Raw genomic sequence first — 17,440 nt, forward strand, 5'->3', positions numbered from 1 at the left:
CACGGATTACAGGGGCAATATGTTATTCTTTTTTTGTTGTAAAGTTTATATACTCAAACAGAAACTATAAATTGATTTTTCAGGAAAAGGGGTATATGATGAAAAGAGAAAAGCGCAGTAGAAAACAGATAAAAAACGATATGGTGGTTCGTTATTATTGCATGGAGACAAAAGTGGATGGGAATGCGAAGAAGGTATTTCACAGCGTTCCATACAGGAACTGCCGATAAGGAAAAGTGTACTGCAGAAAAGGAATGAAGGAGCGTATAGAATATATGGGAAGCGAATATATGAATCGAGAGCTTTCGTGGCTGAAATTTAATGAAAGGGTACTGGAAGAGGCGGAGGATAAGTCCGTACCGCTCTGTGAGCGTTTCACTTTCGTATCGATTTATCAGACGAATCTGGACGAGTTTTTTATGGTCCGGGTTGGTTCCCTGTACGACCAGACGCTGCTGCCTCAGGATATCAGGGACAATAAGACACAGATGTCTTCACAGGAGCAGATTGACGCGATACTTGAAGAGGTCAGAAAGCTGAATAAAAGGAAAGAAAAGGTATATCAGAAGCTGATTGAAAAAGTTGCAAAGGAAGGCGTTCGTCTGTACCGCATGGATCAGATTGAAGATGAGAAGAAGATGGAAAGATTCTTCCAGTCCGAGATTCTTCCGCTGATTTCCCCGACCGTGGTCGGCAGGAGACAGCCGTTCCCGTTTTTGAAAAATAATGAAATTTATGCGGTTGTTTCTCTGACGACAAAGAGCAGCAAGAAGGTCCGTCTTGGAATTGTACCGTGTGCAAGCAATATTTTCCAGAGGATGATTGAGATTCCGGGAGAAAAGGGATCTTATGTTCTTGGTGAAGATCTGATTCTTCACTTTGTATCCAAGGTATTTCCGGGATACAAGATTCAGGGTAAAGCGCTGATCCGTGTGACGAGAAATGCCGATATTGATGCGGATGCACTTTATGATGAGGATCTGGACTACCGGGAATTTATGGCGGATCTGATGAAGCAGAGAAGAAAGCTTGCTCCGATCCGGCTTGAGATGTCCGGAGATCTGGATATCGGAAGCATGCTGATGCTGGATAATTATCTGGGACTGGAGGAGAAGTATGTGTTCCATTCCGAAGTCCCGCTGGATTTCTCTTTTGTATTCCATATTCAGGATATGCTGAGAAAAAATGAAAGTCTGTTTTACGAAAAACGTACTCCGCAGAAGTCGCCGATGTTTCAGGATGGAAGAAGCATTATTGAGCAGATTAAAGAGGGAGATAAGCTCCTTTCCTATCCATATGAGTCAATCAGGCCGTTTTTGCGTCTCCTGACCGAGGCTGCGGAGGATGAGAACGTGGTTTCCATCAAGATGACACTGTACCGTCTTGCAAAGCAGAGTAAGGTGATTGAGGCGCTCATTGAGGCTGCGGAGAATGGAAAAGAAGTTGTTGTGCTTGTGGAGCTCCGCGCCCGCTTTGATGAGGAAAATAATATCGAGTGGTCCCGCCGTCTGGAGAATGCCGGATGCCAGGTTATTTACGGCCTGGACGGCTATAAGGTACATTCCAAGCTTTGCCTGATCACAAGAAAGACAGATAAGCAGTTTGAGTGCATTACACAGATCGGAACCGGAAACTATAATGAAAAGACGTCCAGACTGTATACAGACCTTTCCCTGATGACGGCAAATACCGATATCGGTATTGAGGCGGCAAAGGTATTCCGCGCCCTTGCAAAAGGGGAAGTGGTGGAAGACATGCAGCATCTGCTTGTGGCGCCGCACTGTCTGCAGAACCGGGTACTGGATATGATGGACGAGGAGATCGAACACGCAAAGAAGGGGGAACCGGCATACATCGGCATCAAGATGAACTCCCTGACAGACAAGAAGATCATCGACAAGCTGATTGAGGCTTCCTGCGCGGGCGTGAAGATCGAGATGATTATCCGTGGAATCTGCTGCCTGGTGGCAGGTGTGAAAGGAAAGACCGAGAACATTCGTATTATCAGCATTGTAGGACGTTTCCTGGAACATTCCCGGATTTATATGTTCGGTACGAAGGAACGGAGAAAATATTACATAGCATCTGCGGACTTTATGACAAGAAATACAGTCAAACGTGTGGAAGTCGCATCTCCGGTTTATGATCCGGCCATTCAGGAAAAGCTGGAATACATTTTTGACACGATGAATCGTGACAATCAGAAAGCGCGTGAGATGCATGAGGACGGTATGTACTATAGAGTGCATAATGACGAAGAGCCTTTGAATTCTCAGGAACGTCTGTACGAAGATGCATACAATAGATAGCAGTTTATGGAAGCTGTACGGACAAAGCCCGGAAAAGCCGGTGAAGCGTTTCTTTCTTCTTGACATGGACGGAAAAATTATGGATAATTTTATCGAAATGACAGGATGAGAAAGGAAGGGAGAGGCGTGATGCTGACAGAAGAGCTTCTGAAGGATGCCCTGCAATATGGGAAAGCATTTACCAAACTGGGCATGACAGCGCAGTATATTCCGCAGCTGCGGGATGTGAATAAATATTATCTTGGGGTCTGTACAATGGATCTGGACGGCAATGTGCTGGAAGCGGGAGATACGAGAATTCCGTTTACGATCCAGAGTATTTCCAAGCTGGTATCGCTGATTCTTGCGATCCGGGACTGTGGAGCGGATCATCTTTTCCATGAGAAGGTTGGTGTGGAGCCGACCGGAGACCCGTTCAATTCCATTGTAAAGCTGGAGACAAAGACCCGCCCGTTTAATCCGTTTATTAATGCGGGAGCCATTACTGTGGCAAGCTGTATCAAGGGAAAGGATGCAGATGAGAAATTTGAGCGTTTTCTGGAGTTTACGAGGAAACTCTGCAACAACGAGGAAATCAGCCTGAATCAGGCCGTTTACGAGTCTGAGAGAGAGACTGGAGACCGGAACCGGGCTCTGGCGTATTATCTGAAGGCATCCGGGATTCTGGAAGGTGATGTGGAGGAGTGTCTGGACTTTTATTTCCGGATGTGCTCGGTCAATGTGACCGCTCACGATATTGCGTACATGAGTCTGGTGCTTGCCAATCATGGTGTGGATCCGCTGGATCAGGAAGAGCTGATCGAGCCGCAGTATGCGAAGGCGATCCGCGCGCTGATGCTGACATGCGGGATGTATGACGGCTCCGGCGAATTTGCCATGACAGTCGGATTTCCGGCAAAGAGTGGTGTCGGTGGAGGAATTGCAGTTCCTCTTGTAGACCGGATGGGAATCGGCGTATTCGGCCCTGCCCTGGATGAAAAGGGAAACAGTGCCGGAGGCATTAAGATCCTGGAATACTTGTCCAACAAGATGGGGATCTCGCTGTTTTAGACAATCGAAGAAGTGAAAGAAAGAGTGAGAGCGTGATGTGTGAAAAGCATGACGCTCTTTTGTGTAAAACGCACAAAGATTCGCAAAACATGCAATAAGCAATAGGAAAAAATGAAAATATGATATAATTAAAACAATAGAAAGACTATTTTCTTTTGAAGGGAGGGAAAAGTATGAGGAGCAAAAGGAAATGGAGACTGATCTGGGCTCTCATGTTAATGATGGCAGTTCTTCTGGCTGGATGTCAGTCTGAGGATAAGACGACGAAAGAGAAAGAGCCGGATCCAAAGAAGACCGAAGTAAAGGAAGAGGAAGTCAGCGCGGAAGCAAAAGCAGTGATTGAGGCCATGATGACAGGCCCAAATGCAGATCTTCTGTTCACGCCGTCCGCAGTGGGAGAAGGAGTAGACATTACACAGGCGCAGGAGAATACGGGAGAAACAGCAGGAGAGAATGCCTCTGTCATGGAAAACTGGGAAGACAAGATCGGGGACTATTTTACGGAAAACGGCATGCAGGATTTTCTCACTTCAGGCCCGGCTATGAAATTCCTTCTGATGGCAGAGGAAGAGGGAACCAAGCTCCAGGTAAAGGAGATAACGCTGGAAGACAGAAGTGAATATACAGAGACTGTCCATGTCCAGTATATGCAGGGCGGCAGAGAGGAAGAAGCGGGATTTACATTTACCCGCGATTCAGACGGGAAAATCACTCAGGTGACGGAAGATGAAAAGTTGGCGGCAACGCAGATGCGGATTTATGAACCAAGAGAAATCAGCCGGGAAGACTTTCTTTCTGCCTATGCAAAGCAGGAGAGTATTCCTGTGGAAGAAGCACCGGCCGAGGTAGAAAACCAGCGTAAGTTTTTACTGGCATACTACGGAATAAAGGCAGAAGACTGTAATATTGTATATGAAGAACGGACGAAAGATAAGAATGTCGGAGATGACCTGATTCTGACAGCTACGATTTACACAGAAATGCTGGTGGATAAAGAGAGCGGCGAGTATGTATCGTATGGTATGCCGGCATCCACAGAAACACAGCTTCGAGGTGATATTGAAATATTAGGAGGAGAAGATAATTTGACATCATCGGCATGGATGATACAAAATGGGGCAGTTGAAGTTAATGTCAATGATACTGTATATTTCCAGACAGATGGAACAAGAGAATTTACGAAGAAGGATATAGAAAAGACAGCAGAGAACAGTTATCGGTACACCATTAACGATACAATTGTATTCACCTATCCTTTATAATTAAGAAATAAAAAAACGGGGATGCATGAAGCATCCCCGAAATTTTTGTAATTAGATGGTATCACCACGTTTGATATAACCAGGGTTCTCAGGTGTTCCAATCAGATTGGAAACGTGGCGGATACTGGAATTTTTGTCTACGACATAATTTTCTACCGTAATATCCTTACCGATGGATGCGCCAGGAAGGATCACGCTGTTTCTTACAACGGCGCCTTTCTTCACTACGCAGCCACGTCCGATTACGGAATTCTCAACGGTTCCTTCGATCAGACAGCCGTTTGAAACAACAGAATTTTTCACAGAAGCTGTCTCGAAGTACTGTGTCGGGCAGGAATCGTTTGTTCTTGTATAAATCGGCCAGTTCTTTTCAAAGAGATTCTGTGCCGCTTTGAAATCGATCAGATTGATATTTGCATTGTAGTAACTCTTGAAGTCTGTAATAGAAGCAAAAAATCCATGATGGGAAACTCCGCGTACATCCAGTTCGCCGCACTCAAAATTAACGATCTGAGACAAGGTGTAAATGGAGGAGAGCTTTTTCGCTTTTGCAATCAGTTCAAGGAAAAGCTCTTTCTTCATAACATAGGTATCCATGAAGATGTTGCGGTTTTTTGCGTTTCCGTTGTTCGGCTCGATAGAGAGCACACCTTTTTGTTTGTTCAGATTCAGAATATCGCATTTTAAAAACTCGTCTTTTGCGGTATCTACTGTGTGATAGAGCAATGTAATATCGGCTCCGGAATCAATGTGATTCTGAAGCAGAGTGTCGAAATTCTGGGAATAAACCATGTAGCTTGGCGCAAGGATCACATATGGATACGGAGCGTTTTCGATACATTCCAGATTTTCACGATATGCTGCGATATCTGTGTTGTAAACATCATTTTCACCGTTGTATTCAGAGAACAGTGTGAGAAGTTTGCCTCTCTTGGAGTTCAGGTTGTAGTGACGGCCTGTTCCAAGATGTTCTACCAGTGAACGAGGTTTTCTTCTGATATATACATGAATGTGGTCAATTCCGCTGTTTGTCATGTTTGAAATCGGAAAATCAATGACGCGGTATCTTCCAAGGAAGGAGAATGCTCCGATCGGACGGTATACAGTCATTCCGTCAACCCCGATATGATTTCCGGCAAAATTTACAATTCCAAATGCTCTGCTCATATTATTCAGCCCCCTTTACGTTTTTCGCCACTAATTCGATGTGTTCGCTGTCAGCACTTCCGACAACAGCATCTTTTCCGATTTTAACACCGTCTGCTACAAGAGAGCGGACAACAGTCGCACCTTCTGCGACTTCTGCATCCGGCATGAGAACACTGTCGATCACTTTGGCACCGGCACCGATACGTGCACCTGTAAACAGAACAGAGTTTTTAACTGTTCCGTCGATTATACAACCCTGTGTAATGAATGCACGCTGAATATCTGCATCAGGACCTACATAATGAGGGAGAGTGGTTGCGTCTTCGGTATAGATCTTCCAGGAAGAATCGTTCAGATCAAGTTCATTGTGAGCGTCAAGAAGATCCATATTTGCTTCCCAAAGAGAATCGATAGTTCCGACATCTTTCCAGTAGCCCTTGAATTTATAAGCGTACAGACGCTTCTCGTCAGCAAGAAGCTGAGGAATAATATCCTTTCCGAAATCGTGGTTGGAATCCGGATCTTTCGCATCGGCGATCAGCATTTTGCGTAGAAGCTTCCAGTTAAAGATATAGATTCCCATGGAAGCAAGCGTGCTCTTCGGATGCTCCGGTTTCTCTTCAAATTCGTAGATACGTCCGGTCTCGTCTGTATTCATAATACCGAAACGGCTGGCTTCTTTTAATGGAACTTCGATTACGGCGATGGTCGCGTCGGCATTGCATTCTTTGTGGTAAGCCAGCATCTTTGCATAGTTCATCTTGTAGATGTGGTCTCCGGAAAGGATCAGGAGATACTCCGGAGAAAAGGTGTCGATAAAATCGATGTTCTGTGAAATCGCATCAGCGGTTCCCCTGTAAACATCCAGGTTCGCATCGGCTTTTTCACGAGGCGGCAGTACATAAACACCGCTGTTTTTTGCATCAAGTCCCCAGCGGCGGCCTGCTGCAACATAGCTGTTCAGAAGAATGGATTCGTACTGAGTTAAAACCCCTACAGTATCAATGCCGCTGTTTGCACAGTTGCTTAAAGGGAAATCGATGATACGGTATTTTCCACCGTATGAAACGGCAGGTTTTGCTACTTTTGTGGTAAGCTCATGCAGACGGGTACCTCTCCCACCAGCTAAAATCATTGCTAACATACTGTTTTGCTTCATTGTGAGTCCTCCCTTTTCTTTTGCTCTGCAACTATTATACAATTTTATTGGAATTCTTTCCATAATTTTGTGCAAATAAATGGAAAAAATATAAAAGAGTTATGAAAAAATACTGTCCAAAAGGCTGTCCACTCCGATTGTTTGTGCAGGTTTCCTTGTGGAAGGAAAATAGAGGAGATATAATGACTATGAATGGACTTCGAGAGTTTTACTGGAAAGCAGAAAATGAGGAGGCAGAAAACCGTGAGAAAAAGAAAATTATGGGCAAGAAGAGCGGGGGCTCTTCTGACAGCGGCAGCAATTACCGCATCGTTGTGCGTTCCAAATGTTCTGGCAGAAGAACCGCAGCAGACTGCACAGGAACAGACCGCACAGAGCACAGAGACGCAGACGGCGGAAGTGCAGAGCATGGAGACACAGCCGGAAGCTGAGACAAGCACAGAAGCAAAAACGGAAGCAGACCCGGTTGCGGAGACAAAACCGGATGCCGAGCCGGGAACTAAGGCACAGCCGGAAGAAATGCAGAACACGGAGACGCAGACGGACAGTGCAGAAGCACAGCAGACAAAGGAAAGTGCGGAAGTACAGAAAGAAGAAGCTGAGGCAGAGCCGGAGACTGCGGAAAAAGAAACAGAAGCGGATGCGGCAAAAGCGGCAGCAGCTGCTGATGAGACAACAGAGACGACAGAGGAAGCAAAAGACGGACAGTACGACACGACAAAACCGGTAATCGAAAAGGTAGAATTTCCGCAGCAGGGACAGACACTGACGACGAAAGATACGTTGAAGTTTTATGTATATGCGTATGATGCAGACAGTGAAATTGCATATGTGTCAGCAAATGCATATTTTCAGTACGGCGATAATTCAGGAAGTTCTTCAGGGCTTAGTTTCACCTATGATGAGGAAAAACAGTGTTATGTAGGAGAGTTAAGTCTTGAGGATGTCAATGCGGACAGTGGAAACATTATTTCCATAAGGGTAGTGGACAATGCCGGAAATTACGTGGAGATGGACAGCTATTCCGATACGGGTGAGCCATTGTACGCCTTTTCTTTCCAGAAGGATGAGGTGGACTATGCAGTGAAAAATTTCGTTCTGGATCAGCAGGGACAGACATTAAAAGATGGAGACACTGTTTCCGTTTCGTTTGATGTTGAACCTTCGATGGAAAGTGATCCGGGCAATATCTGCGTCAGATTCAAAAATGAAACGGCAGGCTACGGGACAATTCTTCTTTGGACTTCTCTGAATACACAAACCGGAAAATATGAGGGAAGTACTCAGATTTACAATCCGTCGGCAGGCAAATGGGTTCTGGATCAGGTCGGAATGTCAAGAGTCGGAGAGATGGCAGCTTTCCAGCTGGAAAATCCGGAGAATTTCTGGTTCAATACAGAAAAGATAGAGGAAGTCGTCAATGACAAAGAGTCGCCGGTGATCACATCCATTAATCTGGACAAAAACGGAGAAGTGGTAGAAAGCGGAGATACAGTTACGATTACTGTTAAGGCGGAGGATAACGTTGGACTGGATGAGTTCAGCGGTTATGCATATATGTCGCCAGATCAGGATATTGATGGTGGAAGCCAGTATGTCAGCCTTAACTATGATAAGACGTCCGATTCCTGGATTGGTACGTTTGAAATTGATGAAAATACATATCCATGTGAATGGTATTTGAATTCGGTATTCATTTCCGATCTGGCAGGCAACTTGACCAATATCGGAGATTATCGACCGGATTTTTACAGTACACAGCCATATTATGTACAGGTAGTCAACAAAGAGACATTTGTAAATAAGACTTACGACGGACGCATCACATTTTTGGTATTAAATGAGGATGGCGACTGGGAAAGTATAAGCGAAGTTGAAAAAGAAAATCTGGAAAAACGTGCGACCTTCAAAGAGTCCGGAATTGAGATTCCGGCAGCGAACCATTCATACCAGAGTGCGAAGCAGACAGGATGGATAGACGCTTACGGAAATCAGGTAGATGAAAATACGACTGTGACAAGCAATATTTCTTATATGACTGTTTATGCTAAATATGACAAGAGTCCGGTTCGAATTTCAAAAGAATATCTTGATTCGGAAGGGGAGACGGTATACAGTGGCGATGAGTTACTTTTGCTCCCGGACGGCAGCACATACGGTGATCTGAAAAAATATGTGGAGACAATCCCTGCCCCTTCTGACAGCTATACAAAGTTGAAGTTCCAGGGATGGATGCTCAATGTATCAAAGAACGATGATGAGATACTTGGACCGTCGGAATCCGTGATGCTGACGGCGGATTATGATCAAAATACATATACGATCTGGTTCCGGTACCTGAATAACAAGGGTGAATGGACAGACGTAAGCAAGCTCTTTATCTATGAGGACGGAGCGACATACGGCGATCTCTACAAAGAGGGATACGCATATATGCCGGCGGATGCATCTGAAGACCTCAAGATGGAAAACTGGGAAATTTCCAAACAGATCTTAGACAGTTATCCGGAGGATCAGGAACTTCCGGTAGACGGCGTACTTGGACGTTCACTTACCGTTACGGCAGATTATGGAGATAAAGCGGTTGCGGTTGTCTATGTAAACTATTACAGTGAAGATGGAAGAGCTGTGACAGATCACTATACGGATATAGTGGACAAGGGAACGAAGAAACAGGTACTTTTTGACAAATATGTACCAAAGACGCCGGAAACTTATCCGGGACTGAAATTCACAGGATGGGATCTGGAATTTCCGGATACAACAATAGAGTCCAGCGGTACATCGCTGAATGCTTATGCGGAATATTCAAATTATATCATTCGCTTTATCATCGATGACAGATATGCAGAAGGCGACTGGTCATATTCATATTATGGTGAAAAAGAGTTTGACTTCATTCAATGCATTGTTGCAGAGGAAGGAGATGTGATTACACTTCCGACAGAGTTTGAAGGCTATGAAAATGTAAAATGGCTCAATGCATGGCCGGAAGACGGAAAAGTTACGGTAGAAGAGGATATCACATTCCGCGGATATGGAGAAAAGACAGCAACAGATCCATCCGACCCGGAAAAACCGGTAGATCCGGAAGAGCCGACTGATCCGGAAAAACCAGTAGATCCGGAAGAGCCATCTAATCCGGAAGAGCCTTCCAAACCGGAGGAACCGTCGAATCCGGGTACAGAAATTCCGGCAGATACCGTGGATTCTGTTATGCAAGAAATCAAAGGAGCTTCCACTGGTTCAACAGTACAGGTAGATATGGGTAATGCGACTGTTCTTTCCAAGAAAATTCTGGAAGCCGCAAAGGGTCAAGATGTGAATATCCAGCTCAACATGGGATCCTATACATGGACAATCAACGGAAAAGACATTAAAGCTTCTGATCTGAAAGACATTGACATGAAGGTAACCATGAATACTGATGCAATTCCAAGCAGTGTCGTAAAGAAACTTGCAGGAGACAATCCGACCATGCAGCTTTCACTGGCGCATGAGGGAGACTTCGGATTCCAGGCAAAACTGACACTCAATGTAGGAAGCCAGTATGCAGGAAAATTCGGAAATCTTTACTACTATGACAGTGATGGAAAACTGGTTTACATTAACAGTGGAAAAGTAGCAGAAAGCGGAAATGTATCTCTGACATTCAGTCATGCATCCGACTATGTGGTTGTACTTGCTGACCAGCAGTACATCAGCAATGGTGACGGACAGACCGGAGCATCCAATACCTCCGGAAATGAAGGAACCAATCAGGGACAGTCAGGAGCAGATGTTGTCAAAACAGGAGACAGCGCTCCGACTGTAACACTTCTGATTGTGATGGGTGCAGCTGTTGTAGTCATCGCAGGTGCAGTGATCGTGAAAAAAAGAGGATCTGCAAAATAATATAAGGTAAATTGAATTGACCGCCGCAAGGAGAAGGGAAAACCCCCAATCCTGCGGCGGTCTTTTACGGTCTGAAATAACAAATCGAGCAGGACAACGCATAAAATAAAAGAAAAACCGATAAAGTGTCATATAGCCATGTGAACCGGGAGGAAGAAAAATGGAATTACACTTGCTTGAGCTTTTGTCGGAATACGGATATTTCGGAATGTTCCTGCTGATTATGATCGAAAACCTTTTTCCACCGATTCCGTCCGAAGCAGTGCTGTCGTTTGGCGGATTTCTGACGGAACATACAGAACTGAATCTACAGGGGATGCTCATCGCAGCGACGGCAGGATCACTGGCAGGGGCGGTGATTCTGTACTGGGCAGGGAGGATCATACCACTGGACCGGCTGGATCATGTTCTGTCAAACAGATTGATCAGGAAAGCAGGCTTCAAAGAAGGAGACATCAAAAAGACACTGAAATGGTTTGACAGGCACGAAAACAAAGCGGTCCTCCTTGGAAGATGCGTACCTGTCATACGAAGCCTCATCTCCATACCGGCAGGCATGACCAGAATGCCCTTTGCTCAATTTCTGTGCTACACAGCCATCGGAAGCGGAATCTGGAATCTGCTTCTTCTCGGTCTCGGGAAAAAGGCCGGAAGCTCCTGGTACAAAATCACACAGATCTTTGATCAATATCAGGCAGCTATCATCACACTGATTGCGGCTGCAGCCATCTACTTTATTGCATCCAAATTAAGCACAACAAAGAAAAAAGACTGATTTTTTTCATTGGGGACAGGTTCCGGTGCATCGGAACACGTCCCCAATGTTACGTTCCCGATATTGACATTGGTGAATGATGAGCATACAATAGTTGTATATACAAGTATTTGGAGGTGTGGGATGTGCTGAGGAGAATTTTTTCTTATATGGGGAAGTATAAGAAGTATGCTCTGCTGGCGATTTTGTGCGTGACGGCGGAATCGTTGTTTGAACTCATTGTGCCGCTGATTATGGCGGACCTGATTGATGTCGGTGTGGTGAACGGGGACAGGCATTATATTTATATGAAGGGATTTCAGATGGTTATCTGCGCGTTGCTTGCATTGTTTCTGGGGATCGGAAGTTCGCGGTTTTCGGCTCTTGCCGGCCAGGGGCTTGGAGCGGAGCTGAGGAAAGCGGAATATGAGAGCCTTCAGGGATTTTCGTTTGCGAATATTGATCATTTCAGGGTGTCGTCGATCGTGACGAGGCTGACAAGTGATGTGACCAATATCCAGAATTCGGTATCTACGGGACTTCGGCCTTTCTGCCGTGGGCCTGTAATGCTTGTAGCTGCAACGGCGGTCGCATTTTCCATCAATGGGAAGCTTGCACTTGTGTTTCTTGTAGCGCTTCCGATTCTGGCGGTGCTTCTGTTTTCTATTGTGAGTCATGTTCAGCCGTTGTATACGAAGATGCAGACGGCTATTGATCTGGTAAACCGGATTATTCAGGAGAACCTGACGGCGATTCGGGTGGTGAAAGCGTACGTCAAAGGGGAATACGAGACGGAGAAGTTTGATGAGGTAAACAGGAATCTGAAAACCCAGTCGGAAAAAGCGTTCCGTCTGGCGGCGCTGAATATGCCGGCCATGCAGATTGTGATGTACGGCACGATTCTGAGCCTCATCTGGTTTGGTGGCAGGATGATTCAGGTCGGCGGAATGCAGGTCGGGGAGCTGACAGGTTTTCTAAGCTATGTTATGCAGATTTTGAATTCTCTGATGATGATTTCCAATGTGTTTCTGATGATGACCCGTTCCATGGCATCGGGAAGCCGTATTCTGGAGATCATTGATGAAAAAGTGGATATTACCGACCGGGAAGCGGAAGACCACGAGGTAGAGCGCGGCGAGGTTGAGTTTGACCATGTCTACTTTCAATATAGAAAGGACGCACCGGAATATATTCTGTCGGATGTGTCTTTGAAAATCCCGGCAGGCAGTACGTTTGGAATTATCGGTCAGACCGGTTCAGCGAAATCAACGCTGATTCAGTTGATTCCTCGTCTTTATGATGCGACAAAAGGGGAGGTCCGGATCGATGGAATTCCGGTGAAAAAATACAAGGTGGAGCATCTGCGGGACGCAATTGCCGTGGTGCTTCAGAAGAATACGCTTTTTTCCGGCACCTTGATAGAAAACCTGCGGTGGGGCAAGGAAGACGCCACGATGGAAGAGATTGAACAGGCCTGCCGTATTGCCTGTGCGGATGAGTTTATCGACCGGCTTGCAGACGGTTATGAGACGGAAATGGGGCAGGGCGGTGTCAATGTGTCAGGCGGACAGAAGCAGCGGCTTTGTATCGCACGGGCGATTCTGAAGCGGCCGAAAGTACTGATACTGGATGATTCAACGAGTGCTGTGGACACGGCAACCGAGGCGAAAATCCGGACGATGTTAAAAGAGGAACTTCCGGAGATGACGAAGATCATCATCGCCCAGAGGATTTCCTCTGTGCGTCATGCAGACCAGATCCTGATTCTGGATGACGGGAAGGTGTCGGATATCGGTACTCACGAAGAACTTCTGGAAAGAAATGAAATCTATCAGGAAATTTATGAATCTCAAAAGGAAGGAGCGGAGCTTTAATGGCAAGATATCTGGGATATAAAAGACCAAAAGATCTGAAGCGGACAATGGGGCATTTGATGCACTATCTTGGCGGACACAAGTGGATGTTCCTTCTGGTGGCGGTGCTTGTGCTGATCAGTACCGGAGCCAATATTCTGGGGACGTATCTGCTGAAACCGGTTATCAATGAATTTATTCTTCCGGGGGATGTGAAAGGGCTTCTGGCGGCGGTAGCGGGTATGGCCGTCCTTTACCTGTGCGGTGTGGCGGCAACATTTGGCTACAACCAGCTGATGGTCATCACGGCACAGAAGGTCATCAAGGAAATCCGGCAGGATCTTTTTGCCCACGTGCAGAAGCTTCCACTGAAATATTATGATGCCCATACTCACGGAGAGCTGATGAGCCGGTTCACCAATGACGTAGACACAGTGCAGGAGGCGATGAACAGCAGCTTCGCCATGCTGATTCAGAGTTTCCTTATGCTGGCGGGAACGATTACCATGATGCTGGTATTAAGTGTACGGCTGACGCTGATTGTCGTGGTTTTTCTGCTTTTGATGGCTGCCTTTATCAAGTTTAACGGCAGCAGAAGCCGGAAATACTTTACAAGGCAGCAGGAGGAGATCGGAAAGATCAATGGATTTGTAGAAGAGATGGCGGCGGGCCAGAAAGTGGAGAAAGTGTTCAACCACGAGAAGGCTGATTTCAAGAAGTTCTGTGAGATGAATGAAAATCTCCGGAGGGAATCGACGAATGCCCTGACTTTTGCCGGAATGATGGTGCCGACAATTGTAAGCCTTTCCTTCGTGAATTATGCGGTTTCGGCCTGTGTGGGCGGGCTCTTTGCCCTGTCCGGACTATTGGATATCGGCAGCCTTTCTTCCTATCTCGTCTATGTGCGCCAGAGCGCCATGCCGATGAACCAGTTTACACAGCAGGTGAATTTCCTGCTGGCGGCCCTTTCCGGTGCGGAGCGGATTTTCCAGATGATGGAGGAAGAACCGGAGATTGATGAAGGAACCATCACCCTCTGCAATGTAAGAAGAGAAGGGGATGTTCTGGTGGAATGTGAAGAGAAGACGGGAGAATACGCATGGCGGGAAGAGAAGGAAGATCAGGTGGTGCTCACACCGCTGAAAGGCGATGTGCGTTTTGACAATGTCGTATTTTCCTATGTGCCGAATAAACGGATTCTGAATGGAATTTCGCTCTATGCAAAACCGGGACAGAAGATTGCCTTTGTGGGATCGACCGGAGCGGGAAAGACGACGATTGTCAATCTGATCAACCGGTTTTATGAGATCGAGAGCGGAATGATCACGTATGACGGGATTGACATCCGCAAGATCCGGAAAGATGACCTGCGAAGATCTCTTGCAATGGTCATTCAGGATACCCACCTGTTTACTGGAACGATCGCAGACAATATCAGGTATGGAGATCAGGAAATCACGGATGAGGAAGTCCGGGACGCGGCAAGGATCGCCAATGCGGATTCTTTTATCCGGAAGCTCCCGAAAGGATATGACACGATGCTTTACGGGGACGGCAGCAACCTTTCCCAGGGCCAGAGGCAGCTCCTTTCCATTGCGCGTGCAGCGGCCGTCAAGCCGCCGGTTCTTGTACTGGATGAGGCAACCAGTTCCATCGATACGAGAACCGAGCGTCTGATTGAAAAGGGAATGGATGCCATCATGGAAGGGCGGACCGTGTTCGTCATCGCCCACCGCCTTTCTACGGTACGCAATTCCAAGGCGATTATGGTACTGGAAAAAGGAGAGATCATTGAGCGGGGAAATCACGAGGAACTTCTGGAACAGAAAGGCCGTTATTATCAGCTTTATACAGGACAGTTTGAACTGGAGTAGATGGAAAATGGAAAAAAGTAAGATCAGAGAACTATGGTTTCAGATAAATGCTGCCAGGAGGGCAGCGCTTCGGCCGTATTTTCAGGAAATCGGCCTGAAAGTAGGGCAGGGACAGCCAAGAATTTTGAATTCTCTCAGAAAATATGGTACTATGACACAAAGAGAACTTGCAGACCGGTGTTTTGTGGATGTCACGACGATTTCCAGAACGGTGGACCGGCTTGTAAAAGCGGGGCTTCTGAGAAAGGAGATCGATCCGTCCTGCCGCAGATCCTGTCTGATCAGTCTGACCGAAGAGGGCAGGGAAAAGGCGGAGCAGGTGAAGGAGATTTTTGAAAAAGGGGATGAGATCTGGTGGGAAGCGTTTGACGAGGAAGAGCTGGAAACTTTTTACCGTCAGCTTCAGAAGATGGAAGAAAGTCTGAAAGGAGAACAGACAAAATGAAAACGCTTTATACAAGATGGGGAAAAGACCTGGATACGGAGCATGTTCTTTCAGAGTATCCAAGACCTCTGATGCGCCGAAAAAGCTATATTAACCTGAACGGATACTGGGATTACCGGATCTGCCGGGAATCCGGGAAGCGTCCGCCTGCCTCCTTCGAAGGAAAGATTCTTGTCCCGTTTTCGCCGGAGAGTGTTCTGTCCGGTGTGAAGCGGAGACTCCGCCCGGAGGAAACACTCTGGTATCACCGGACGTTTGAAAATCCGGCGCAGTCGGGGGAACGGATTCTGCTGCATTTTGGTGCGGTCGATCAGATGTGTGTCGTGTATATAAATGGAAGGCGCGCCGGCTGTCATAAAGGAGGATATCTTCCCTTTACCGTTGATGTTACGCGGTATCTGAAAGAAGGGGAGAATGACCTCTGCGTCCGGGTACGCGATATATCGGACCAGAGCTGGCATGCGAAGGGCAAGCAGAAAATTCAAAAAGGCGGTATGTTCTATACGGCTCAGAGCGGAATCTGGCAGACAGTATGGATGGAGGCAGTGCCGCATAATTATATTGAAGAGATCAAGTGCCGGCCGTTTTATGACACCGGGGAAGTGGAGATTACCGTATTTGCCAATGTGGCAAAGAAGGCAAGGATTATTCTGGAGGGAAGAGTCTGTGAGGCCGGAACGAATGAACCTGTCCGGATCCGGTTAAGGGAAAAGCGGAGCTGGACACCGTGGGATCCATATCTGTATGAGTTTGAAGTACGGATGGGAAAAGACAAGGTGAAAAGCTACTTTGCGATGCGTTGCATCACGGTGGAAAAGGATCCGAAAGGCATTCCAAGGATCTGCCTGAACCACGAGATTCTGTTCCAGAGAGGACTTCTGGATCAGGGGTACTGGCCGGACGGGCTTTATACAGCGCCGTCCGATGAGGCGATGATTTTTGATATCAGTCAGGCGAAAAATCTCGGCTATAACATGCTCAGGAAGCACTGCAAAATCGAGCCACAGCGCTGGTACTATCACTGCGACCGTCTGGGAATGCTGGTGTGGCAGGATATGGTTAACGGAGGAGAAGCGTACCATCACTGGTATGTGACTTACGGGGCGACTGCCATGAGTATCTGGCACATTACGGTCACGGACAAGGTAAGACGGCTTCTGTCCAGAAAGAGTGAAAAAGGCCGGGCAGAGTTTGAACATGAGATGAGACAGACAGTACGCACACTCTATGGGCATCCGTCCATCGTCCTTTGGACGCTGTTTAACGAAGGATGGGGACAGTTTGATACAAAAAGGCTTACAAAGGAATTGAAACGTCTGGATCCGACCCGTCTGGTAGATGCGGCCAGCGGCTGGTTCGACCAGAGATGCGGGGATGTGCGGAGTACCCACAACTATTTCTTCCGGCTGAAAGTGAAGACGGAGAAAGAGCGGGCTTCCATTCTGTCGGAATTTGGAGGATTTTCCATGAGAGAAAAAGGGCACAGTGCGTGCCCGGCAATATACGGATACCGGATTTTCCCGGGGAAGAAGAGCCTGTGCCATGCCTATGAAAAAATCTGGAAAGAAGTCAGAAATCTGGAGCGAAAAGGGCTGTGCGCGGCTGTCTACACGCAGCTGTCGGATATTGAAGAAGAAGTAAACGGGCTGTGGACCTATGACAGGGAAGTATTAAAAATCAAGGATTAGAAG

At 46.7% G+C, this 17,440-nt stretch carries 12 protein-coding genes; 10 read left to right on the forward strand and 2 right to left on the reverse strand.

Translation table 11 applies throughout. The features are described from left to right. Window positions 1-254: 254 nt before the first annotated feature. From ppk1 to B5E64_RS03530, 4 genes are all read left to right on the forward strand, one after another. Window positions 255-2,309, forward strand: coding sequence for a polyphosphate kinase 1 (gene ppk1, locus B5E64_RS03520; RefSeq protein WP_343284041.1), 2,055 nt, complete (start codon window positions 255-257; stop codon window positions 2,307-2,309). Next, window positions 2,293-2,418, forward strand: coding sequence for a hypothetical protein (locus tag B5E64_RS18615; protein WP_275532782.1), 126 nt, complete (start codon window positions 2,293-2,295; stop codon window positions 2,416-2,418). Before ppk1 ends, B5E64_RS18615 begins: the two co-directional genes overlap by 17 nt. Then, window positions 2,415-3,359, forward strand: a complete 945-nt coding sequence (gene glsA, locus B5E64_RS03525; protein WP_242959079.1) for a glutaminase A — start codon at window positions 2,415-2,417, stop codon at window positions 3,357-3,359. Before B5E64_RS18615 ends, glsA begins: the two co-directional genes overlap by 4 nt. A gap of 173 nt (window positions 3,360-3,532) precedes the next feature. Then, window positions 3,533-4,621 (forward strand): hypothetical protein, encoded by a 1,089-nt coding sequence (locus tag B5E64_RS03530; RefSeq protein ID WP_087167145.1) that lies wholly within the window; start codon window positions 3,533-3,535, stop codon window positions 4,619-4,621. 51 nt (window positions 4,622-4,672) lie between these two features. On the opposite strand, the gene glgD is transcribed toward B5E64_RS03530, so the two are convergent. Further along, a complete protein-coding gene (gene glgD / locus B5E64_RS03535) occupies window positions 4,673-5,788 on the reverse strand; it encodes a glucose-1-phosphate adenylyltransferase subunit GlgD (RefSeq protein WP_087167146.1) in 1,116 nt (371 codons plus the stop codon). A 1-nt stretch (window position 5,789) separates the two neighbouring features. Then, window positions 5,790-6,929, reverse strand: a complete 1,140-nt coding sequence (locus tag B5E64_RS03540; protein ID WP_087167147.1) for a glucose-1-phosphate adenylyltransferase — start codon at window positions 6,927-6,929, stop codon at window positions 5,790-5,792. A 243-nt stretch (window positions 6,930-7,172) separates the two neighbouring features. Here B5E64_RS03540 and B5E64_RS18325 point away from each other — a divergent pair, with 243 nt between their 5' ends. The 6 genes from B5E64_RS18325 to B5E64_RS03575 all read left to right on the forward strand — a co-directional run bounded on the left by B5E64_RS18325 (window position 7,173) and on the right by B5E64_RS03575 (window position 17,437). Beyond that, the gene (locus B5E64_RS18325) at window positions 7,173-10,823 is read left to right on the forward strand and encodes a hypothetical protein (protein WP_242960072.1); all 3,651 of its coding nucleotides are present in this window, start codon (window positions 7,173-7,175) and stop codon (window positions 10,821-10,823) included. Between the two features lie 160 nt (window positions 10,824-10,983). Next, window positions 10,984-11,598, forward strand: a complete 615-nt coding sequence (locus tag B5E64_RS03555) for a DedA family protein (protein WP_087167149.1) — start codon at window positions 10,984-10,986, stop codon at window positions 11,596-11,598. Between the two features lie 128 nt (window positions 11,599-11,726). After that, entirely contained in the window at window positions 11,727-13,451 is a 1,725-nt protein-coding gene (locus tag B5E64_RS03560) for an ABC transporter ATP-binding protein (RefSeq protein WP_343284043.1), read from the forward strand. After that, window positions 13,451-15,304, forward strand: coding sequence for an ABC transporter ATP-binding protein (locus B5E64_RS03565; RefSeq protein WP_087167151.1), 1,854 nt, complete (start codon window positions 13,451-13,453; stop codon window positions 15,302-15,304). Before B5E64_RS03560 ends, B5E64_RS03565 begins: the two co-directional genes overlap by 1 nt. Window positions 15,305-15,311: 7 nt before the next feature. After that, window positions 15,312-15,749, forward strand: coding sequence for a MarR family transcriptional regulator (locus B5E64_RS03570; protein ID WP_242960073.1), 438 nt, complete (start codon window positions 15,312-15,314; stop codon window positions 15,747-15,749). Next, window positions 15,746-17,437, forward strand: a complete 1,692-nt coding sequence (locus B5E64_RS03575) for a sugar-binding domain-containing protein (RefSeq protein ID WP_087167153.1) — start codon at window positions 15,746-15,748, stop codon at window positions 17,435-17,437. Before B5E64_RS03570 ends, B5E64_RS03575 begins: the two co-directional genes overlap by 4 nt. Window positions 17,438-17,440 lie beyond the last annotated feature (3 nt).

Source organism: Drancourtella sp. An12 (assembly GCF_002160935.1).
GTDB classification, from domain to species: Bacteria; Bacillota; Clostridia; order Lachnospirales; family Lachnospiraceae; genus Sellimonas; species Sellimonas catena.